At 38.8% G+C, this 20,155-nt stretch carries 17 protein-coding genes, 1 pseudogene and 3 other annotated features; of the genes and pseudogenes, 15 read left to right on the forward strand and 3 right to left on the reverse strand.

From position 1 onward, the window contains the following. Positions 1-43: 43 nt before the first annotated feature. The 11 genes from V2145_RS06765 (at position 44) to V2145_RS06815 (ending at position 12,702) form a co-directional block, all read left to right on the forward strand. Positions 44-1,432: a YfcC family protein gene (locus tag V2145_RS06765; RefSeq protein ID WP_286175428.1), complete on the forward strand. Its 1,389-nt coding sequence runs from the start codon at positions 44-46 to the stop codon at positions 1,430-1,432. A 93-nt stretch (positions 1,433-1,525) separates the two neighbouring features. Beyond that, complete coding sequence (allC, locus tag V2145_RS06770) at positions 1,526-2,776, forward strand: allantoate deiminase (RefSeq protein ID WP_094910457.1); 1,251 nt, start codon at positions 1,526-1,528, stop codon at positions 2,774-2,776. Positions 2,777-2,788: 12 nt separating this feature from the next. Next, complete coding sequence (locus V2145_RS06775) at positions 2,789-4,030, forward strand: pyridoxal-phosphate-dependent aminotransferase family protein (RefSeq protein ID WP_094910456.1); 1,242 nt, start codon at positions 2,789-2,791, stop codon at positions 4,028-4,030. Positions 4,031-4,058: 28 nt separating this feature from the next. After that, a complete protein-coding gene (locus V2145_RS06780) occupies positions 4,059-5,672 on the forward strand; it encodes a gamma-glutamyltransferase family protein (protein WP_311857585.1) in 1,614 nt (537 codons plus the stop codon). A 33-nt stretch (positions 5,673-5,705) separates the two neighbouring features. Continuing rightward, on the forward strand, positions 5,706-6,284 hold the full coding sequence (locus V2145_RS06785) for a chromate transporter (protein ID WP_311857587.1): 579 nt from the start codon (positions 5,706-5,708) through the stop codon (positions 6,282-6,284). Further along, positions 6,281-6,811: a chromate transporter gene (locus V2145_RS06790; RefSeq protein ID WP_094910453.1), complete on the forward strand. Its 531-nt coding sequence runs from the start codon at positions 6,281-6,283 to the stop codon at positions 6,809-6,811. The genes V2145_RS06785 and V2145_RS06790 overlap by 4 nt, the downstream gene beginning before the upstream one ends. A 266-nt stretch (positions 6,812-7,077) precedes the next feature. Then, positions 7,078-7,282 (forward strand) — a binding site (T-box leader). 69 nt (positions 7,283-7,351) lie between these two features. Next, positions 7,352-7,556 (forward strand) — a binding site (T-box leader). Between the two features lie 93 nt (positions 7,557-7,649). After that, a complete protein-coding gene (locus V2145_RS06795) occupies positions 7,650-8,723 on the forward strand; it encodes a bifunctional 3-deoxy-7-phosphoheptulonate synthase/chorismate mutase (protein WP_094910452.1) in 1,074 nt (357 codons plus the stop codon). Between the two features lie 6 nt (positions 8,724-8,729). Further along, positions 8,730-8,934 (forward strand) — a binding site (T-box leader). 68 nt (positions 8,935-9,002) lie between these two features. After that, positions 9,003-10,169 carry a chorismate synthase gene (gene aroC, locus V2145_RS06800; protein WP_094910451.1) on the forward strand — a complete coding sequence of 389 codons (1,167 nt, stop codon included), beginning with the start codon at positions 9,003-9,005 and terminating at the stop codon, positions 10,167-10,169. A gap of 20 nt (positions 10,170-10,189) precedes the next feature. Beyond that, complete coding sequence (locus tag V2145_RS06805) at positions 10,190-11,047, forward strand: prephenate dehydrogenase (protein WP_210610609.1); 858 nt, start codon at positions 10,190-10,192, stop codon at positions 11,045-11,047. 16 nt (positions 11,048-11,063) lie between these two features. Beyond that, entirely contained in the window at positions 11,064-12,347 is a 1,284-nt protein-coding gene (gene aroA / locus V2145_RS06810; RefSeq protein WP_397428342.1) for a 3-phosphoshikimate 1-carboxyvinyltransferase, read from the forward strand. Positions 12,348-12,465: 118 nt separating this feature from the next. Beyond that, complete coding sequence (locus tag V2145_RS06815; protein ID WP_094910448.1) at positions 12,466-12,702, forward strand: hypothetical protein; 237 nt, start codon at positions 12,466-12,468, stop codon at positions 12,700-12,702. A 12-nt stretch (positions 12,703-12,714) separates the two neighbouring features. On the opposite strand, the gene V2145_RS06820 is transcribed toward V2145_RS06815, so the two are convergent. Next, positions 12,715-14,226, reverse strand: coding sequence for an FAD-dependent oxidoreductase (locus V2145_RS06820; protein ID WP_330988123.1), 1,512 nt, complete (start codon positions 14,224-14,226; stop codon positions 12,715-12,717). Between the two features lie 131 nt (positions 14,227-14,357). Then, positions 14,358-15,434, reverse strand: coding sequence for a glycosyltransferase family 2 protein (locus V2145_RS06825; protein ID WP_330987432.1), 1,077 nt, complete (start codon positions 15,432-15,434; stop codon positions 14,358-14,360). Between the two features lie 703 nt (positions 15,435-16,137). Between V2145_RS06825 and V2145_RS06830 the strand changes: the two are divergent. Both V2145_RS06830 and V2145_RS06835 read left to right on the forward strand, forming a co-directional pair. Then, positions 16,138-17,334 (forward strand): annotated as a pseudogene (locus V2145_RS06830) (BclA C-terminal domain-containing protein); the annotation flags it as partial. A gap of 227 nt (positions 17,335-17,561) precedes the next feature. Then, on the forward strand, positions 17,562-18,554 hold the full coding sequence (locus V2145_RS06835) for an extracellular catalytic domain type 1 short-chain-length polyhydroxyalkanoate depolymerase (protein WP_311857595.1): 993 nt from the start codon (positions 17,562-17,564) through the stop codon (positions 18,552-18,554). Between the two features lie 166 nt (positions 18,555-18,720). Here V2145_RS06835 and V2145_RS06840 read toward each other — a convergent pair whose 3' ends face one another. Further along, positions 18,721-18,825, reverse strand: a complete 105-nt coding sequence (locus V2145_RS06840) for a YjcZ family sporulation protein (protein WP_076512409.1) — start codon at positions 18,823-18,825, stop codon at positions 18,721-18,723. 281 nt (positions 18,826-19,106) lie between these two features. On the opposite strand from V2145_RS06840, the gene V2145_RS06845 reads away from it, so the two are divergent. After that, positions 19,107-19,523, forward strand: coding sequence for a CBS domain-containing protein (locus tag V2145_RS06845; protein ID WP_094910443.1), 417 nt, complete (start codon positions 19,107-19,109; stop codon positions 19,521-19,523). Positions 19,524-19,687: 164 nt separating this feature from the next. Beyond that, positions 19,688-20,029, forward strand: coding sequence for a hypothetical protein (locus tag V2145_RS06850; RefSeq protein WP_131887910.1), 342 nt, complete (start codon positions 19,688-19,690; stop codon positions 20,027-20,029). Positions 20,030-20,155 lie beyond the last annotated feature (126 nt).

Here is a 20,155-nt window from a genome sequence, read left to right on the forward strand (position 1 = left end):
TATAACGTAACATGTTATGAAATATAACAAAAGGAGGGGTTGGATGTCTCAACCAATTTTAAAAGAACATTCATTAAAAGAGGTAAAGAAAAAAAGGGAGTTCCCCCATATTTATTTCATGCTAGCTATTATTATTGGTGTGATGACTATTGCTACATATTTAATTCCAGCAGGAACATATGACCGGGTTCAAGGAGACGATGGGAGAGAAATGATTGATCCAACTTCTTATACGGAATTGGAATCAAGCCCTGTAAGTTTGCTAGGTATGCTAAAAGCTGTTCCACAAGGCATGGTTGAAGCGGCTCCAGTAATTTTCTTTACATTTGTAATTGGAGGAGTATTTGTAACACTTCGATCAGCAGGTGTAATTGAACTTGGGGTTGGAAAGATTGCAATGAGCTTCTCTCATAAGCCTAAGCTACTAATATCAGTATTTATGTTTACTTTTGCATTAATAGCCTGCTTTATTGGAACGCCTGAATTAGCCATTGTCTATGTCCCAGTAATTATGCCACTTATGCTGTCCCTGGGGTATGACCGAGTCACAGCTGCAGCCATTTCATTATGTGGTACCATCGCTGGTTTTACAGCGGCTCTTACAAATCCCTTTACAGTAGGAACAGCACAGATGGTTGCTGGCCTTCCCTTATACTCAGGCATGATTTATCGAATAATTTGCTTTCTCATTATCATTATAATTGGTATAGCTTATGTCATGAGGTATGCAGAAAAAACTCGTACTAAGCCAAAGGATGCTATCAAATCACACACTTTAAAGAGTAATGTTACAAATAGACAAAAGGTTGCTGGCATTGTAACGGCTCTGTTTTTTATAGGAATGATTGCAGGCGTTATTTTGTATCGTTGGGATATGGTGACACTAGGGGGCTATTTTATTGCAATGGGAATTATTCCTGCTTTAATTGTAGGAATGGGTTCTAAAGAAATCGCTGAATCATTTAACGAGGGGTTTCGAGATGTTTTAGTGGGTGCAATGGTTTGTGGAATTGCTAGAGCCGTAGCTGTTGTGATGAACGAAGGTCAAATCATGGATACAATTGTATATGGGATTTCTACTGTTATTTCACAACTTCCTGAAAGTGTTACCGTAATAGGAATGCTAATTACGCAAAGTTTATTTAATTTCTTTGTACCAAGTGGGAGTGGGCAAGCACTTATTATGATGCCAATTATGGCGCCGTTAGCAGACTTAGTAGGTATTACGAGACAAACAGCTATTCTAGCTTTTCAGTTTGGAGACGGCTTTTCCAATATCTTGTTCCCTACATCAGGATACTTTATGGCTACGCTAGCGATTGCTGGAGTAGGGTGGAATCGCTGGGTGAAATTTATTCTTCCACTTTTCCTACTGTGGATGAGTGCTGGGGCTATACTGTTAGTTGTAGCAAACTTAATTGGGTGGTATTAGTTATATTAGCTAAAAAAACGCCTTTTTTTTGGAGAATTTGTCAATGAAAATTACTTTTAGATTCCGTAAAATGAAAAGAAAGAGGTGGGAAAGATGGTTGCTGAAATGAAGGGGAAATCAAAGCTCTGCTTACAAGTTGAAAAAGATCTTCAGTGGCTTTCTCAATTTGGAGCAGATACTAAAAAAGGTGTTACGCGCTTACTATATTCACCAGAATGGTACGCTGCTCAAGAAGCATTAAAAGAGAAAATGACGCAAAATCAATTAACTGCTTACTATGATGATGTTGGTAATCTTTATGGAAGGCTTCAAGGGATAGAAGAGGAGCATAAAACAATTTTAGTCGGATCACACGTAGATACAGTTGTATATGGAGGTAAATATGACGGAGCGTTTGGAATTATCGCAGGTCTTATAGCGGTAGAGTACTTACGAGAAACGCACGGAATGCCGAAACAATCAATTGAAGTAGTGTCTCTCTGTGAAGAAGAAGGAAGTCGCTTTCCTTTAACCTATTGGGGTTCTGGCAACATCGTTGGATTGTATAATTCTGAAAATATAAGTCAAGAGATTAAAGATCGAGAAAACATTCCGTTAAAGAAAGCGATGGAACGATATCAATTTGGAAAAGGACACTACAAAAAACCGTTCAGAAAAGATATTTCACATTTTATTGAGCTACATATTGAGCAAGGCGAGCAGCTTGAAAAAAAGCAGCTTGATATCGGAGTTGTATCAAGTATTGCAGGACAAAAAAGATTTACTGTAACCGTACAAGGAGAGAGCAATCATGCTGGAACAACACCGATGACTCATCGCAAAGACGCTTTAGCAGCAAGTTGTCGTTTCATTACCGCTCTCTTAGACATGAGTGAAAAATATGGAGAGAAGTTATACACGACGGTGGGAAAGCTGGATGTTTCACCTAACGTGCCAAACGTCATACCTGGAAAAGTCAGCTTTAGCATTGATATTAGGCATGGTGAAGATGGCGTCTTAGACAAAGTTGAAGATGAGATGAATGTGATACTAAAAGAAGTTGGTATAAATGCAGGTGTAACAACGGAAATTCATCGTTGGATGAATGAAAAACCCGTACAAATGGATAATTATTTATCTGAAATTTCTAAAAATATTTCCGAGGAAAAGAACATTTCATACATGAAAATGGTGAGTGGGGCTGGCCATGATTCACAAGTGTTTGGAAGAAAATTACCCACTTGTTTATTGTTTGTACCAAGTGAAAATGGAATTAGTCATTCACCTAAAGAATACACAAGCGCTGAGCAGCTTGAGAAAGGAATTCAGGTATTAATTGAGTTACTTTACAAATTAGCCTACTAGGAGGATGTTAAGATGCTAAATAAAAAACCACTAAATGCTCCACCAAGAACAATCATGACACCTGGACCTGTAGAAGCAGACCCTAGGGTACTAAGAGCGCTTGGAACACCCATTCTCGGTCAATTCGATCCTGCATTTACAACCATTATGAACGAGACTATGGAAATGCTGCGAGAGTTGTTCCAAACTAAAAATAAATGGGCATTTCCAATTGATGGAACGTCAAGAGCTGGGCTTGAAGCGGTATTAGCAAGTATTATTGAACCAGGAGATACAGTATTCGTGCCTATTTTTGGGCGTTTTGGTCACTTATTAACAGAGATTTCCGAGCGCTATGGAGCAGTCGTTCACAATATTGAATGCGAATGGGGAAGCGTATTTGAGCCAGAACAAGTTATTCGTGAGATTAAGAGAACAAACCCTAAAATAGTAGCTATGGTTCATGGTGAAACATCAACAGGCCGAGTTCAATCGTTAAAAGAAATTGGGAAAGCTTGCCGAGAAAACGATGCTTTATTTGTTGTTGATGCTGTTGCCACAATTGGTGGTATAGATGTCAAAGTAGATGATTGGTATATTGATGCACTTATTGCCGGAACCCAAAAGTGTGTATCCGTACCTTCGGGAATGGCGCCAATCACTTATAATGAACGAGTAGAACGTCATATTATTCAACGGAAAAAAGTGGAGAAAGGAATTGCTACAGAAGCGGATAATGCCATAAGAACAAGACCGAATATTATCAGTAACTATTTTGACTTAAGTCAACTGCAGGATTATTGGAGTGAACGTCGTCTGAATCATCATACAGAGGCAACTTCTATGTTATATGCTCTTCATGAAGGAGTTCGGATCTTGCTTGAAGAAGGTTTAGATAGGAGGTTTGCTCGCCATCAATTACATGAAAAAGCACTTGTTGCAGGTATTAAAGCGATGGGGCTATCGCTGTTTGGTGATGAGATTTCAAAGCTAACAACCGTGACCTGCGTTATGATTCCAAATGGTATTAATGGAGAAGATGTTCGCAGTACATTATTAGATCAGTTTAGAATTGAAATAGCAAGCTCATTTGGTCCTCTTCACGGTAAGATTTGGAGAATAGGTACAATGGGGTATAGTTGCCGACAAGATAACGTTCTATATACGCTTGCAGGTCTTGAAGCAGTCTTACTGAGAAAAGGAGCTTTAATCAATGCAGGGAAAGCCTTACAAGCTGCTTTAGATGTTTATGAGAGTGAATTGGTTAATGTGTGAAAATAGATCATTTTAAGGAGTGGGAGAAATGAATGAATTTTTTTTAACACATCCATACGCTTCACAAAGAATGTGTACATTTGGAAAAAATGGGATGGTTGCAACAAGTCAGCCCTTAGCAGCTCAGGCAGGTTTAGATATGCTAAAAAAGGGAGGAAACGCAGTTGATGCTGCAATTGCAACAGCAGCTTGCTTAACGGTAGTTGAGCCAACATCAAATGGAATTGGGGGAGATGCATTTGCTCTTGTATGGGTTAATGATGAATTACATGGGTTGAATGCTAGTGGTCATGCTCCTCAATCACTTTCAATGGAAGCGTTAAAAGAAAGAGGTATTACAGGTGAAATGCCTGAATATGGTTTAACACCCGTAACCGTACCCGGTGCTCCTAGCGCTTGGGCTGCTCTGTCAAAACGATTTGGAAAGCTTCCTTTAACAGAAGTACTGCAGCCTGCAATCACATATGCACAGGAAGGGTTCCCTGTATCTCCGATTTTAGGTTACAATTGGAATGTTGCATATGAAAAGTTTAAAGAAGAATTAAAAGGGGAAGAGTTTGCTGGTTGGTTTGAAACATTTGCTCCAAATGGCAGGCCACCAAGGATTGGTGAAATCTGGTCATCCAGTAGTCATGCAGATACGCTTATTGAGATTGCGGAAACGGAAGCTGAATCATTTTACCGAGGAAGAATTGCTGAAAAAATTGATGCATTTTCTAAAGTTCATGGGGGCTTTATTCGAAAAGAGGATTTGGCAGCTTTTCAACCTGAATGGGTTAAGCCAATTTCAGTGTCTTATCGCGGGTATGATGTTTGGGAGATTCCACCAAATGGTCAAGGCTTAATTGCTCTTTTAGCACTAAATACCTTAAAAGGCTATGAGTTTAAAGCTAAAGATTCAGTCGATACGTATCACAAGCAAATTGAAGCGATGAAATTAGCCTTTGCAGATGGAAAGAAATTTATTACAGATTCTAAGCATATGAAGATTGCTGTAGAAGATTTGTTAAACGATGAATATGCTGATGAGCGTCGAGCTTTAATCGGTGAACATGCAAGGTTACCAGAGGCTGGTCAGCCGCTTCACAGTGGAACCGTCTACTTAGCAACTGCTGATGACGAAGGGAACATGGTTTCTTTTATTCAAAGTAATTATAAGGGCTTTGGCTCGGGCGTAGTTGTTCCTGGAACAGGAATTGCTCTTCAGAACCGAGGTCATAATTTTTCACTCGATAAGGATCACGATAATCGACTAGAGCCAGGCAAAAGAACATATCATACTATTATCCCAGGATTTTTAACAAAAGATAATCAAGCAGTTGGTCCATTTGGTGTAATGGGGGCATTCATGCAGCCTCAAGGTCATGTTCAAGTAATTATGAATATGATTGATTTTGATTTGAATCCTCAAGCCTCACTAGATGCACCAAGATGGCAATGGATTAATGATAAAACAGTTCTTGTAGAAAAAGAAATGCCAAGTTATATTGTGGAAGCTCTAGAGAGAAAGGGACATGATGTTCAAGTAGCCACAAGCCGTCATTCATTTGGTAGAGGGCAAATCATTCGCAGAGATCCTCAAACAGGGGTATTGTTTGGAGGAACGGAGTCCCGAACAGATGGAGCCGTTCTAACGTACTAAGGATAGATTACAACAAAGAAAGGAGCGTATAAAATGCAGCAATTACATATTTTTATCGCGTTTTTTCGCTCGGGTATGCTTGGCTACGGAGGTGGTCCGTCCGCTATTCCACTTGTTAAAAAAGAGGTTGTTGATACATACAAGTGGATGGATAGCGATGAATTTGGTGACGTATTAGCAATTGCTAATACGCTACCTGGTCCTATTGCAACAAAGTTAGCTGGATATATCGGATATCAGGTTGGTGGAGTATTAGGCATGATTAATGCGTTAATTGCGGCAGTAGCGCCAACTGCCTTGCTTATGGTTCTCCTTTTAACAACACTTACACAGTTTAAAGACCAGGCATGGGTAATGGGAATGACTAAAGCCGTTGTACCTGTAGTTGGCGTTATGTTAGCTGTTATGACGTGGGATTTCTTGAAAAAATCTACTGGTGGATTAGGTTGGACGAAAGCTATTTTACTGGCATTGGTAAGTTTGATACTGATGGAGTTTATTCATGTTCACCCAGCAATTATTATTATTTTATTAATGGTTGCAGCATGGATTCCTGTTAAAAGAAAGCAAAAAGAAAAAGAAGTTCAGGAACAAAAGAGGGAAACTGTATGATTTATTGGCAATTGTTTATGGCTTTTTTTGTATCAAATATTTTAGGTTATGGAGGAGGACCGGCATCAATTCCATTAATTCAAAAAGAAGTTGTTGACCGCTACGGGTGGTTAACGGTTAATGAGTTTAGTGAAATGTTGGCAATTGGTAATGCATTACCGGGCCCAATAGCAACAAAAATGGCAGGTTTTATTGGCTATCAAGAAGCAGGTATTCTAGGAGCGTTTGTTTCATTATTAGCTACAATTGCTCCTTCTGTCATACTGCTAGTTGTCTTGTTGCGGATCTTATATAAGTATAAGGATTCACCAAACGTAAAGAAAATGACAAATTTTATTCGTCCTGTTATCGCTGTTTTACTTGGAGTTATGGCTTATGATTTCTTTGCGAGTTCCTATGTAGATTCTGGGGTATGGCAGACGCTATTTTTAATCATTGCAAGTTTTGTACTAATGGAGAAGTTACGTGTTCATCCAGCGATTGTTATTGTAGGTGCTCTGGCCTATGGTGCTATTTTTCTTGCTTAAGCTAGGCCTCACATTTGAGGTCTTTTTTTTATAGGTGAATGATAAAAAACAGTATTATTTATAAAAAAAATAAGTTTATTGAAAGCGTTTTATATGCTTGTGTTTCAATGGTTTAAGGAATTGTATGGAAAAAAGAATGGGAGAGATTTTGAAAAAAAATCTAAAAAAGTATTGACGATTTAGATAAAACCATTCATAATACAAATCAACATCACACAACATCATCTAAACGTTAAGACAAACGTTTAAACACACATACATAGTTATATTGAGCGTTGATAGGAGCAATAGTAGAAAAGGTTTCCCTGTTTCAGAGAGCTGACGGTCGGTGCGAGTCAGAACAAAAACCATTCGAAGTACATTCCTTGAGCATCTTTTCTTAGTAGGAAAAGACGGCATAGCCGTTATCGTAATGAAGAGGCAAGTAAATGCTTGCAACTAGGGTGGTACCGCGATTAATTCGTCCCTACTGACCTTACCTTGAGGGTGAGATCAGTAGGGACTTTTTGTATTTACTGCCCTATCGAAAATTAAATAATGAAAAAAGCGATGAAAAGAGCATAGTAGCAACGTGTTTCCCTGTTTCAGAGAGCTGACGGTCGGTGCGAGTCAGAACAAAAACTAGTTGTGAATTACATTCTTGGAGCTTACTTTTGCATAGCAAAAGCGGCATAGCCGTTATCATAATGAAGAGGCAAGCATCTGCTTGCAATTAGGGTGGTACCGCGATCAATTCGTCCCTACTGACACAATCAGTAGGGACTTTTTGTATATTCCGCACTCAGCGGACCTGTAGTAAGTTACTAAAAAACATACAAAATCTAGGAGGATTTTAACAATGACAAAAACTTTAGAGCAATTACGTGGACAAATCGATCAATTAAATTTAGAAATTTTAGAATTATTAAATAAACGTGGTGAGATTGCAAAAGAAATTGGAGAATTAAAAGGTACACAAGGTGTGAAACGTTTTGATCCAGTTCGTGAGCGTGAATCGTTAAATCACATTTTAGCAAATCATAACGGACCATTTGAAGCATCAACAATTCAACATATTTTCAAAGAAATTTTCAAGGCAAGCTTAGAGCTTCAAGAAGATGACCATAGAAAAGCACTTCTTGTATCTCGTAAAAAGAAATCTGAGGATACAGTAGTCGATGTGAACGGAACGAAAGTTGGAGATGGAAACTTACAGTTCGTTATGGGACCATGCGCAGTAGAAAGCTACGAGCAGGTAAAGCAAGTTGGTTTAGCTTTAAAAGAACAAGGCATTACGCTAATGCGTGGAGGTGCATTTAAGCCTCGTACATCACCATACGATTTCCAAGGTTTAGGTGTAGAAGGTTTACAAATCTTACGTAAAGTTGGAGATGAGTTAGGTCTTCAAATTATTAGTGAAATTGTTTCACCACAAGATATTGAAACAGCATTAGAGTACGTAGACGTAATTCAAATTGGTGCACGTAACATGCAAAACTTTGAATTATTAAAAGCAGCAGGTTCAGTTGACAAGCCAATCTTACTAAAACGTGGCTTAGCGGCAACAATTGAAGAATTCATTAACGCAGCTGAATACATCATGTCTCGTGGAAATGGCAACATCATCCTTTGTGAGCGCGGAATCCGTACATACGAGCGTGCTACTCGTAACACATTAGATATCTCAGCAGTACCAATCTTAAAGCAAGAAACGCACTTACCGGTTGTTGTAGATGTAACACATTCAACAGGACGTAAAGACTTATTGTTACCTTGTGCAAAAGCTGCAATTGCAATTGGTGCAGATGCGGTTATGGCTGAAGTTCATCCAGATCCAGCTGTAGCGTTATCAGATTCAGCACAACAAATGAACATTCCTGAATTCCACGACTTCATGGAAGAATTAAAGGGTGCAGCAGTTAAGTTATCATAATTATATAGCGATGCAATGAAAGGACTCTAGTAGCGAGCATCTTCCTGTTATAGAGAGCTGATGGTTGGTGTAAATCAGTACAAAGGTGCGAGTGAAGTACACTCCTTGAGCACTCTGTAAAGAGCGGTCGACTGATCGTTAAACAATGAAGGTGGTAAGTACAAATAGCTTGCAACTAGGGTGGTATCGCGAGAATAAGCTCGTCCCTATCTTAAAAGAGGGGCGAGCTTATTTTATTAGGTGAAAAGATTGAATTTTACAAATTGGAGGATGGAAACGATGAGATACTTAACAGCAGGAGAGTCACATGGTCCACAATTAACAGCAATTGTTGAAGGGGTACCAGCGGGGCTTGAATTAACGGCAGAACATATTAATGAAGATTTGGCTAGAAGACAAAAAGGCCATGGACGTGGTCGTCGCATGCAAATTGAAACAGACCGCGTTCAAATTGTAGGTGGAGTTAGGCACGGTGCTACTTTAGGTTCACCGATTGCGCTTGTAGTAGAAAATAAGGATTTTACGCACTGGAGAAATATTATGGGAGCGGACCCTGTGGATGAAGATGCGGAAGTGAAGCGTCAAATTACAAAACCAAGACCAGGACATGCAGATTTAAACGGTGCAATTAAATACGGACACCGTGACATGAGAAACGTTTTAGAACGTTCATCTGCTCGTGAAACAACAGTTCGCGTTGCAACAGGAGCAGTGGCAAAGCAGATTTTAAAAGCTGTTGGGGTTAATATCGCATGTCATGTTTTAGAAATTGGCGGTGTCAAAGCGGAGCAAACATCATACCAATCTTTAAGAGATCTACAAGAAAAAACAGAAGCATCACCCGTGCGTTGTTTGGATGAAGAAGCTGGACAAAAGATGATGAAAGCAATTGATGAAGCAAAAGAAAACGGTGATAGCATTGGCGGTGTAGTAGAAGTAGTGGTAGAAGGGATGCCAACAGCGGTTGGAAGCTATGTGCACTATGACCGCAAGCTAGATTCAAAACTTGCAGCAGCCATTATGAGCATAAATGCTTTTAAGGGTGTAGAAATTGGTGTTGGGTTTGAAGCAGCACGCAAGCCAGGAAGTGAAGTACATGATGAAATTTTATGGAGTGAAGAACAAGGTTACACGCGTAAAACAAACAATGCAGGCGGATTAGAAGGTGGTATGACTACTGGAATGCCAATCGTTGTGCGAGGCGTAATGAAGCCAATTCCAACGTTATATAAACCGCTTCAAAGCGTAGATATTGATACAAAAGAACCGTTTGCAGCAAGCATTGAACGCTCTGATAGTTGTGCAGTTCCAGCAGCCGCTGTTGTAGCTGAATCAGTTATTGCATGGGAATTAGCTTCGGCTATTGTGGAACAGTTTGGTTCAGATCGTATTAATTTGTTGCAACAAAATATTAATGAGCATCGAAAGCATGCAGCGCAATTTTAACATATGAAGGAGAATGAAAGGTGAAAAAACGTGTATTACTAATTGGTGTTGGTCTTATCGGAGGTTCACTGGCACTTTCTATTAAAAAGAATGAAAATGTGCATATTGTGGGAGCAGATATTAATATAGAAGAAATGCGAGTAGCAATGATGCATTCAGTCATTGATGAACAAGCAGATGATGTAAAAAAAGCAGCTGAAATGGCAGATTATATTATTTTAGCAACGCCGGTAGAAGAGACAGCTAATTGGATACACGTTCTTTCAAAGTGGACATTGAAACAAAATGTTGTTATAACAGATGTTGGAAGCACTAAAGCAGCAGTAATGGAAGCAGCATTTTTGTTAAAAGAAAAAGGAGTAACCTTCATTGGTGGACATCCAATGGCTGGGTCTCATCAAAGTGGTGCAAGTAATGCACGAGCAGATCTATTTTATGAAGCTCGCTATATGTTAACCCCTTTTGAAGACGAAAATCCACAAAAGATAGATGCGCTTATGCAGTTACTTGCGCCAACGCAAGCTCACTTTGTTTTTATAGATGCGATTACACATGACCAGGTAACAGGAGTTATCAGTCATTTACCTCATGTAATTGCAACGAGCCTTGTTCGTCAAGTGAAAGGGTACTCAGCAAAGAATACCCTTATCACTGAGATGGCAGCAGGTGGATTTCGAGATCTTACGCGGATTGCGTCAAGTAGCCCACACATGTGGAGAGATATCTTAAAACAAAATCGTTACACGCTGTTAGCGCTTTTGGATGATTGGATGAAAGAAATGGAGCAAGTGAAGAGCTTGCTTGAAAAGGGAGATAGTCATGAATTATTTCATTACTTTTCAGATGCTAAACAGTTCAGAGATTCCCTACACGTATAAACTATTATAAAGGAGAATGAACATGAAACTTCAAGGATTAAACGGGACAATTCAAGTTCCAGGTGATAAATCAATTTCACATCGATCTGTAATGTTTGGATCAATTGCAGAAGGAACAACAACCATCTCTGGGTTCCTGCCGGGTGATGATTGCCTTAGTACCATCTCTTGCTTCCGTAAATTAGGCGTCGAAATTGAAGTTGTAAATGAAGAAACAGTTATTGTAAAAGGTCGTGGCATTAAAGGATTACAAGAGCCCACTGAAGTATTAGATGTTGGAAATTCAGGAACAACGATTCGTTTAATAATGGGGATTTTATCAAATACAGCACACCATCATACGCTGATAGGAGATGAGTCTATCGCAAAGCGCCCAATGAAGCGAGTGACAGATCCTTTACGTAGCATGGGAATTCAATTAGATGGACGTGAAGAAGGCAATTTTACTCCTCTTGCTCTAAGAGGGGGAAATGTAAAAGGAATTACATATAAATCCCCAGTAGCTAGTGCACAGGTAAAATCAGCAATTTTATTAGCTGGCCTGCAAGCGGAAGGTGTTACAACTGTTATTGAGCCAGAGAAGTCAAGAGACCATACGGAGCGTATGCTAGAAGCTTTTGGTGTTCAAGTGAAAGAAGAAGGCTTATCTGTTTCAATTGAAGGCGGTCAAACGTTAACAGGTACGCATATTGAAGTACCTGGCGACATCTCCTCAGCTGCGTTCTTCTTAGTGGCAGGGTCCATTATTTCAAACAGTCAAATTGAATTAAAAAAGGTTGGTATGAATCCAACTCGAACAGGAATTTTAGATGTATTACTTAATATGGGTGCGTCTATTGAAGAAAAGGATCTAAATACAGATGTAGCAGAACCTTTTGCGAATTTAGTTGTAAAGTCAGCACCTTTAAAAGGCACTGAAGTAGGAGGGGACCTTATTCCTCGTTTAATTGATGAAATTCCAATTATCGCACTAGCTGCAACTCAGGCTCAAGGAACAACAGTTATTAAAGATGCAGCTGAATTAAAAGTGAAAGAAACAAATCGAATTGACACGGTCGTTAATGAGCTAAATAAAATGGGTGCTAATATTGAGGCAACGGAAGATGGAATGATTATTCATGGAGGAACGCCATTGCATGGTGCAAGCGTAGATAGTCATGGAGATCACCGTATTGGCATGATGCTAGCAGTTGCTTCTTGTATCGCAGAAGGTGAAACAATCATTAAAAACCGCGAAGCAGTATCGGTATCATACCCATCATTCTTTGCTCACCTAGATAAGCTTAAAGGAAGTAAATAAACGGATAAAAACTAGGCGGAAAGATTGGTATTTTATATTTAAATTGAATATACCTAGGCTTTCTTTTAACTATCTTATATAATGGAAGAAAGTACGAAAGAGAATTTGGTGAATTACAATGTTTTTAACGTTTGTCTATATTGGAGGAATTTTATTCTTTCTAAAGGTCTTGAAAGATAGAGATTTTATTTGGCTATTATTTTTATTGCCGTTTAGCTTTTTTGTTTTATTTTACGAAACAAGCTATTTTAACCATATTCCAGTTTGGGGCAAGCTTGTCTTTTTTACTTCTTCCTTTTTAATGATGTATGCAATGATTTTAGTCTATAATCGATTCTTTCGGAAAGAAGCATAAAGAAAGCACACGTTACTGTGTGCTTTCTTCTTCGTCATTTAGATTAATGGCTTTTAGGTGCGTTTTAGCTGGACCCTCTATGACTGTACCATCATAAGAAAAGCGAGATCCATGACATGGACAATCCCATGTGCTATCTCCAGCATTCCAGTTTACTTCGCAACCTAAATGTGTACAAGTAGTATCAACACAATGAATTTTTCCACTTTCATCTTTGTAGGCACCTGCTCGTTTACTGTTTACATAAATGATATTTCCTTCTCCTTTTTCTAGCTGTTCGACTGATTTTTTTGGTAAATCAAGCTTTCCACGAATAAAGTGATCAGCAACATCTAAATTTTGACGTAAGAAGTAGCGGATACTTGGGTCAGCATGAAAACGAGAAGGTTTATATACTTCTTCATACGGATTTTTTCGTTGCATAATAAGGTCTGTAATAAGTTGCGCTGCTACTGTTCCGTGTGTCATTCCCCATTTTTTAAACCCTGTTGCAATAAAGATGTTTTCTTTCTTTTCTTTTAATTTACCAATATAAGGGATTTTATCGATTGTAATTAAATCTTGAGCTGACCATCGATATGGATAAGAAAGAACGTTAAAGTTTTCTTCTGCAAATCGCTGTAACGATTGGTAGTGATATTCTGTATTTATTCCCTGTCCGGTTTTATGACCTTCGCCACCAATTAAAACAACTTCTTCGCCGTTTAAAGTAGCTGAACGCAATGAGTGTGTTGGCTGATCTGCTCCTAAATACATGCCGCCAGGAAATTTCTGCTCAGTTTTTGCTGCTAATACGTAAGATCGCTTGGCATACATACGAGTGAAGAACAAGCCTGCTCCATCATAAAAAGGAAAATGTGTACAAATTGCAACGTGCTTACATGAAATTCGATGACCATCCCTCGTAATGACAGTAGGGGACGTACCTTCTTCGATATCATTTGCCACCGTGTTTTCAAAAATCACTCCGCCTTTTTCTACAAACTGTTTAGCAAGGTAAACTAAATATTGAAGCGGGTGAAACTGAGCTTGATTTTTCATAATCGTTGCGGCGCGAATATCAAACTGAAACGGAAGTGATGTTTTAAAGTCACACGGAATGTTAAGCTTTTCATACGCACGAAATTCTTTATGTATTCGATGGTCAAATTCTAATGTAGCACCGTATAAGTATGCGTCTTGAGTTGAAAACTGACAATCAATGTTTTCTTTTTCAATTAAACCTTTCATAAATTGTAGAGCACTATTATTTGCTTCATAATAAAGCTTTGTTTGCTCCACACCAATATGTCCAATCAGTTCATCATAAATGACGTCATGTTGAGCAGTGATTTTTGCTGTTGTATGACCAGTTGTTCCGTTTAAAATTTCATTAGCTTCTAGAAGAGCCACGTTTAACCCTTCGCTTTGCAACAAATAGGCCGTCGTGATTCCCGTAATCCCACCACCAACTACTACCACATCTACCTTGCGATTTTCTTGTAATTTGTTGCCTTTTGGGAGGTTAACTTCCTCTCTCCACATTGGCTCTGCTTTTTTTGGAATATCCAACACTATCGCCACCTTTTCTTTGTATATGCATAATGTTTCCAAAAACGACCGCAAATATATCTATAAATTTATTAAAACGCTTAGCTTTCTATTCTAAACTCAAGCTAAACCAAAGGTTTTCGTTGTTGAAAATAAGATTCATTGTGTAAAGTACTAGCGTGCTGTGGGATCAGCTCCATACATTTTAAGTGATGAGCGTAAGCTTTTTCCACAGCGTTTATCTTTTCATAACAAACTGTCAACTGCAGGTGGGGAATCCATGTCCATGATGGTTCATGAAGAATCGCCATAGAGCTCGGTTTAGGTTGTTGCAATGCCACTTCAAACCAGAAAATAGCATTTTCCCAATTAAGTTTTTCCATGAATAGCCTTCCAATGGCACAGCAAGCCTCAGCTCTGGGGGTGTTGTAAGTAAAAGTCTCAAGACAAGAACGTATTGCTTCTTCCTTTTCTCCCATTTTTTCAAAGCAAAAGCTTTTATTTAAGCATGCTTGGATTTTATCTTCAATCCAACCATTTTGTTTATTTAGAAATTTTTTATAATAAGTTAGTGCTTCACTATATCGATGATGATCTTTTAGTTCGTTAGCAAAATAAAAAAGATCTCGTGTAGAAAATACCTCTTCGTTTTTTCGTTTGTTTAAATAGATTAGAAGATTTCGATTGGATGTATTCTTTTCTTTTCCGTGTGTAATTGCTACATTACTATCAATTATCTTTCCGTATACTTCTAAGTACTCGTGAACGGCACCAATCCATTTAAATTGGCGAGTACGTTTAACTAACCTGTTACGTTTTAAGCTATATGTTGGCTGATTGTTTTCATCAAATGCTAGGTGATAATTCATCGTAACACTATCTATAGAATCATCGAGCTGGTCTTTTAATTGTTTAAGTTCAGTTTGATCCCTTTTTGTTAGGTAATCATCCGCGTCCAGCCATAAGATATAGTTTTTTGTTGCATTTGAAAACGAAAAATTGCGAGCGAATGAAAAGTTATCTTTCCATTCTAGGAAAAAAATATTAGATGTGTACTTTTCAGCAATTTTGACAGTATTATCAACAGAACCGGTATCAACAATAATAATTTCATCAACTAAATGATGGACACTTAACAAACAGCGTTCTAACGTTTCCTCTTCGTCTCTTACAATCATACATAAACTTATAGAAGCACTCATTGTTTCTCCCTCACTTTCTAAGTTTAGTTTATGTAGCCTTATTATTTTGGTTATTGTTAAAAAGTAGATTGATAACAATAAATGCAAATTAGTGTCAGTGTTTAAGTGTTTACATATAATGTAACAAAGCTGAAAATGTGCTAAAACATATCTTTTATAAATAGTTCCATAGAAGTAGTACGTATCTGGACAAGCAACCTATTAGTCAGTGTAGAACAAAAAATAAAGCAGAAGGAGTCTACGAATGAACGAGAATAATTCTACGAATCCAGAAAATGTTAATATTTCAAATATTGTTGGGCCACCAGGCCCGCAAGGTCCTCCAGGGCCACCAGGACCCACTGGACCAACAGGTGCTACTGGTCCACAAGGACCGCAAGGATTTCAAGGTATTCAAGGGATTCCAGGCCCACAAGGTATTCAAGGAGTTCCAGGACCAGCGGGGTTATCAGGTCCACAAGGTGCGCAGGGTCCATTAGGTCCTCAGGGATTAAGAGGTCCACAAGGTGCACAAGGACCTCAAGGTTTAAGAGGCATAACCGGAATTGGATTACAAGGCAGTGTGCCTTATAACGCAGGGCAAGCAAGTCAGTATCCTGCAGGACAAATTGTTACGTTTAATGGAAGTACGTACATTACAAATAATCCAAGTCCACAAGGTCTTCCTGGAAGCTCTGCTGATTATTCTTTAATTGCATCAGTGGGGGCACAAGGTCCGACGGGAGCAACAGGAGCAACAGGAGTACAAGGTCCGACGGGAGTAACAGGAGCAACAGGAGTACAAGGCTTACAGGGAGTTCAAGGTCCAACGGGAGAGCAAGGTCTGCAAGGAATCCAAGGTCCGGTAGGTCCAACAGGAGAACAGGGTTTGCAAGGAATCCAAGGTCCAACGGGAGAGCAAGGTCTGCAAGGAATCCAAGGTCCAATAGGTCCAACGGGAGAGCAAGGTTTGCAAGGAATCCAAGGTCCAATAGGTCCAACGGGAGAGCAAGGTCTGCAAGGAATCCAAGGCCCGGTAGGTCCAACGGGAGAGCAAGGTCTGCAAGGAATCCAAGGTCCGGTAGGTCCAACGGGAGAGCAAGGTCTGCAAGGAATCCAAGGTCCGGTAGGTCCAACAGGAGAACAGGGTTTGCAAGGAATCCAAGGTCCGACAGGTCCAACAGGAGATCAGGGTCTGCAAGGAATCCAAGGTCCGGTAGGTCCAACAGGAGAACAGGGTTTGCAAGGAATCCAAGGTCCAATAGGTCCAACGGGAGAGCAAGGTCTGCAAGGAATCCAAGGTCCAATAGGTCCGACGGGAGAGCAAGGTTTGCAAGGAATCCAAGGTCCGGTAGGTCCAACGGGAGAGCAAGGTCTGCAAGGAATCCAAGGCCCGGTAGGTCCAACGGGAGAGCAAGGTCTGCAAGGAATCCAAGGTCCGGTAGGTCCAACGGGAGAGCAAGGTCTGCAAGGAATCCAAGGTCCAACAGGTCCAACTGGTGAAGCTGGTACAAACACAACAGCAACTTCAGCTTTTGCAGCTAATACTGGAGGAGCGACAATTGCAGTTGTATTAGGAGGAACAAATATTCCACTTCCAGATACTCAAAATATTTCAGCTGATATTATTCCAAGTGGCGGAAATACAGTCTTCACCGTACAAACTGCAGGAAGATACTATTTGTCTTATCAAATTAATACAACAGCAGGCTTATTAGCGACAGCACGAATTGTGACCAATGGTGCAGCAGTGCCATCTACAGTTGTAGGCGGCTTGGTGAATTTATCAAACTATAAGGGAGAGAGTATAGTCACTTTAGCAGCAGGCTCAACAATTTCACTACAGTTGTTTGGTTTACTGGGTGCAGCCGTATTGACTACCGGAGCTGGAGCCACGTTAACCATCATTCGATTATCATAATAAAAATGATATTTGTCAAAAAACGTTCATAGAATAGAAGTATATGAACATCAATGTGTTCAAGACTAGCTAACGGGGTATAGAATAAGTACAATAACGATTTTCTTGTTCGTTTAATTATAATTGGGCAAACGATTTGTTTGTCCTTTTATCATCTGCTAGTGACAATTTTCACATATAGATGTAAACGAAGAAATGAAAACGTTGACAAAAAGAGGTGGAATGTTATGACAGGCTCACTACCTTTTGTTATTATGGCTTTGTTACTTCTCTCTTTAGATCAAGATCAGGAATTGGCAACACAATCTGGTGGTACGTTTAAAACATATACTTATCAAGGAAAGAAATTTAAAGTTTATCTCCCTAAAAATTATTATTTTTTGAAAACGTATCCGCTTATGGTTATGTTGCACGGCTGTACACAGAGCGCAGACGATTTCGCAAAAGGAACAAATATGAACACACTTGCAGATGAAAAAGGATTTATTGTTATCTACCCTCAGCAATCAAGCAATGCAAATTTAAAGAAGTGCTGGAACTGGTTTGAGCCTCTTCATCAGCTACGAGGTTTGGGGGAGCCTGCTATTATTGCTGGGATGGTTAAAAAAGTAAAGCGCATGCACTTTATTCAGCATGATAAAGTGTTTATTGCAGGACTGTCTGCTGGCGGAGCAATGAGCATCGTTATGGGCGTTACGTATCCTGAACTATTTTCTGGAATCGGCGTGGCAGCTGGACTTGAGTATCAGGCAGCACTAAACGTATTTAATGCATACGCAGTCATGGCACATCAAGGTCCGCCACCTGTTAGACAAGGTAGAGTTGCACATCAAGTAATGGGTAAGCGTGCTAAACCGATGCCGGTGATTGTATTTCATGGAAACGCTGACTCTACGGTAAATGTTTTAAATGCAGATCAAGTTGTAGAACAGTGGATTACTACAAATAATTTAGCGTTTAATGGAAAGGTTGACGGATGGATTGACAATAAGCCTAAAACGGTTAGAGAAGAAAAAAGGCACTTTGGAAGAGATTTTACTTATGCTCAATACGCAAGTTCCAGAGGAGAAATTTTAATTGATCAATACATTATAAATGGTATGGGACACGCATGGTCTGGCGGAAGCACAGAAGGAAGCTATACGGATGAAAAGGGCCCTGATTCAAGTAGAATTATGTGGGAGTTTTTTATGGAAAATGGAAATTTCTCGCGTGTATAAGAAAAAAAATAAAAAGCTCAGTCCCGTTTATATACTGAGCTTTTTACTATGCTATCACGGCATTTAATTCTGATAAATAGCGTTAGATAGCAGGAATATTGAGGTGTGTAAAGAATATGTAATATAAAGGAAAGAAGAGCTGACGAGTCAGCTCTTCACTTATTGATTAGTATCCCCAGCCACCATAGCAACTGCAACCTACGATAACTAAAAGAATGAATAGTACGACTAAAAATGCAAAACCACCATTGTAACCGCCATAAGAACCCATTCGTAACGCCTCCTTCCTTATATTACACTTTTATTGTACGCAAAACGTTTAAAAAGGTGACGATAATGGGCGGGAATACTAAATGCGCGAACTTATGTAATTTCTCGATTAGAGTGAATAAAATGTGTAAAATAGGATTGATGATTTACTTGTTAGGGAATAGTAACGAAGAAAACGTGTAATTATGTATAATTAACTGTAATTTGTTGCTGTTCGAAATAAATAACAAGAAAAGTAAACAGATAAGAAGGACGTTTAGTGGGAAAAAAGGAGAGTAAAAAATGAATTTGGCATTTTTTTTAATTCCAAAACAAGAAGTAGTAACCCTTAACATTCAATCAACCTTAAGGCAGGCGCTTGAGAAGATGGAACATCATCGTTATTCTACTGTACCTTTAGTAGATGATGAAGGTAAATATGTTGGTGTTTTAACAGAAGGGGACTTGCTTTGGAAGTTAAAAAGTCTAGGCGATTATCGCTTTCAAGATACGGAAAATATTAAGTTAACAGAAGTTGATCGTTATCAAGATTATCAACCAATTCCAATTTACGGAGAAATTGAAGGGATTATTACGAAGGCAATTGAACAAAACTTCGTACCTGTTGTCGATGACCAAGGAGTCTTTATCGGTATTATTCGTAGAAGAGAAATATTAGAGTTTTATTCAGATAATATAATTAAACGTATGATTCAGTGAAAAAAGCCTTTACATCCAAAAGATGTAAAGGCTTTTTTTGAGAAGAAATATAAAGTTAACTAAAAAAAGGCGCAGTTACTTAAATACAACAATGCACGTACTTATAGGATTGTACATAGTTTATTACTATAAATAAAATATTCTATGTTGAAAGGTGAATTTATATGACAGAAAAACATCGTAAAGAAGCAGAAAAAAAGTTTCATCAATCAAATCAATACTACTTTAAAGCAGAAGCTAAATGTAAGAAGAGAAGATGCAAGCGCAAAGAAGAAGGTTATGTCAAAGCAGAATGTCGTGTAGAAAAAAGGCACTGCAAAAAGAAGGAAGATCGAGTAGAAAGAGAAAAAGGGTACTGCAAGAAGAAGGAAGATCGTGCAGAAAGACACCGCATTCGTGATGAGCGTAGAGCGGAAAGACAGGATCGAAAAGAAAAAAACCATCATGATAAAAAAAGTACGCACCATAAGAAAAAAGGAGATCATTGGAATCGCCTACTATATTAACAGTTTAAAAACCTTACCTCCATTGGGTAAGGTTTTTTTATTTTAATAAAAAAAATAATGTTTACAAACACTTAACATTATGACTAACTTTATCATGATATGATATCAATGTCCGATATCAAAATA

The sequence above is a fragment of the Priestia sp. GS2 genome (assembly GCF_036409025.1).
Taxonomy (GTDB): Bacteria; Bacillota; Bacilli; order Bacillales; family Bacillaceae_H; genus Priestia; species Priestia aryabhattai_A.

What these genes read in the sequence shown, in the direction of transcription:
- allC (WP_094910457.1), top strand. Translation starts at nt 1,526, where the DNA reads ATGGTTGCTGAAATGAAGGGGAAATCAAAGCTCTGCTTACAAGTTGAA.
- V2145_RS06840 (WP_076512409.1), bottom strand. Translation starts at nt 18,825, where the DNA reads ATGGGTTCTTATGGCGGTTACAATGGTGGTTTTGCATTTTTAGTCGTA.
- V2145_RS06765 (WP_286175428.1), top strand. Translation starts at nt 44, where the DNA reads ATGTCTCAACCAATTTTAAAAGAACATTCATTAAAAGAGGTAAAGAAA.
- aroC (WP_094910451.1), top strand. Translation starts at nt 9,003, where the DNA reads ATGAGATACTTAACAGCAGGAGAGTCACATGGTCCACAATTAACAGCA.
- aroA (WP_397428342.1), top strand. Translation starts at nt 11,064, where the DNA reads ATGAACATGAAACTTCAAGGATTAAACGGGACAATTCAAGTTCCAGGT.
- V2145_RS06780 (WP_311857585.1), top strand. Translation starts at nt 4,059, where the DNA reads ATGAATGAATTTTTTTTAACACATCCATACGCTTCACAAAGAATGTGT.
- V2145_RS06790 (WP_094910453.1), top strand. Translation starts at nt 6,281, where the DNA reads ATGATTTATTGGCAATTGTTTATGGCTTTTTTTGTATCAAATATTTTA.
- V2145_RS06850 (WP_131887910.1), top strand. Translation starts at nt 19,688, where the DNA reads ATGACAGAAAAACATCGTAAAGAAGCAGAAAAAAAGTTTCATCAATCA.
- V2145_RS06815 (WP_094910448.1), top strand. Translation starts at nt 12,466, where the DNA reads ATGTTTTTAACGTTTGTCTATATTGGAGGAATTTTATTCTTTCTAAAG.
- V2145_RS06785 (WP_311857587.1), top strand. Translation starts at nt 5,706, where the DNA reads ATGCAGCAATTACATATTTTTATCGCGTTTTTTCGCTCGGGTATGCTT.
- V2145_RS06825 (WP_330987432.1), bottom strand. Translation starts at nt 15,434, where the DNA reads ATGAGTGCTTCTATAAGTTTATGTATGATTGTAAGAGACGAAGAGGAA.
- V2145_RS06835 (WP_311857595.1), top strand. Translation starts at nt 17,562, where the DNA reads ATGACAGGCTCACTACCTTTTGTTATTATGGCTTTGTTACTTCTCTCT.
- V2145_RS06845 (WP_094910443.1), top strand. Translation starts at nt 19,107, where the DNA reads ATGAATTTGGCATTTTTTTTAATTCCAAAACAAGAAGTAGTAACCCTT.
- V2145_RS06775 (WP_094910456.1), top strand. Translation starts at nt 2,789, where the DNA reads ATGCTAAATAAAAAACCACTAAATGCTCCACCAAGAACAATCATGACA.
- V2145_RS06820 (WP_330988123.1), bottom strand. Translation starts at nt 14,226, where the DNA reads ATGTGGAGAGAGGAAGTTAACCTCCCAAAAGGCAACAAATTACAAGAA.
- V2145_RS06795 (WP_094910452.1), top strand. Translation starts at nt 7,650, where the DNA reads ATGACAAAAACTTTAGAGCAATTACGTGGACAAATCGATCAATTAAAT.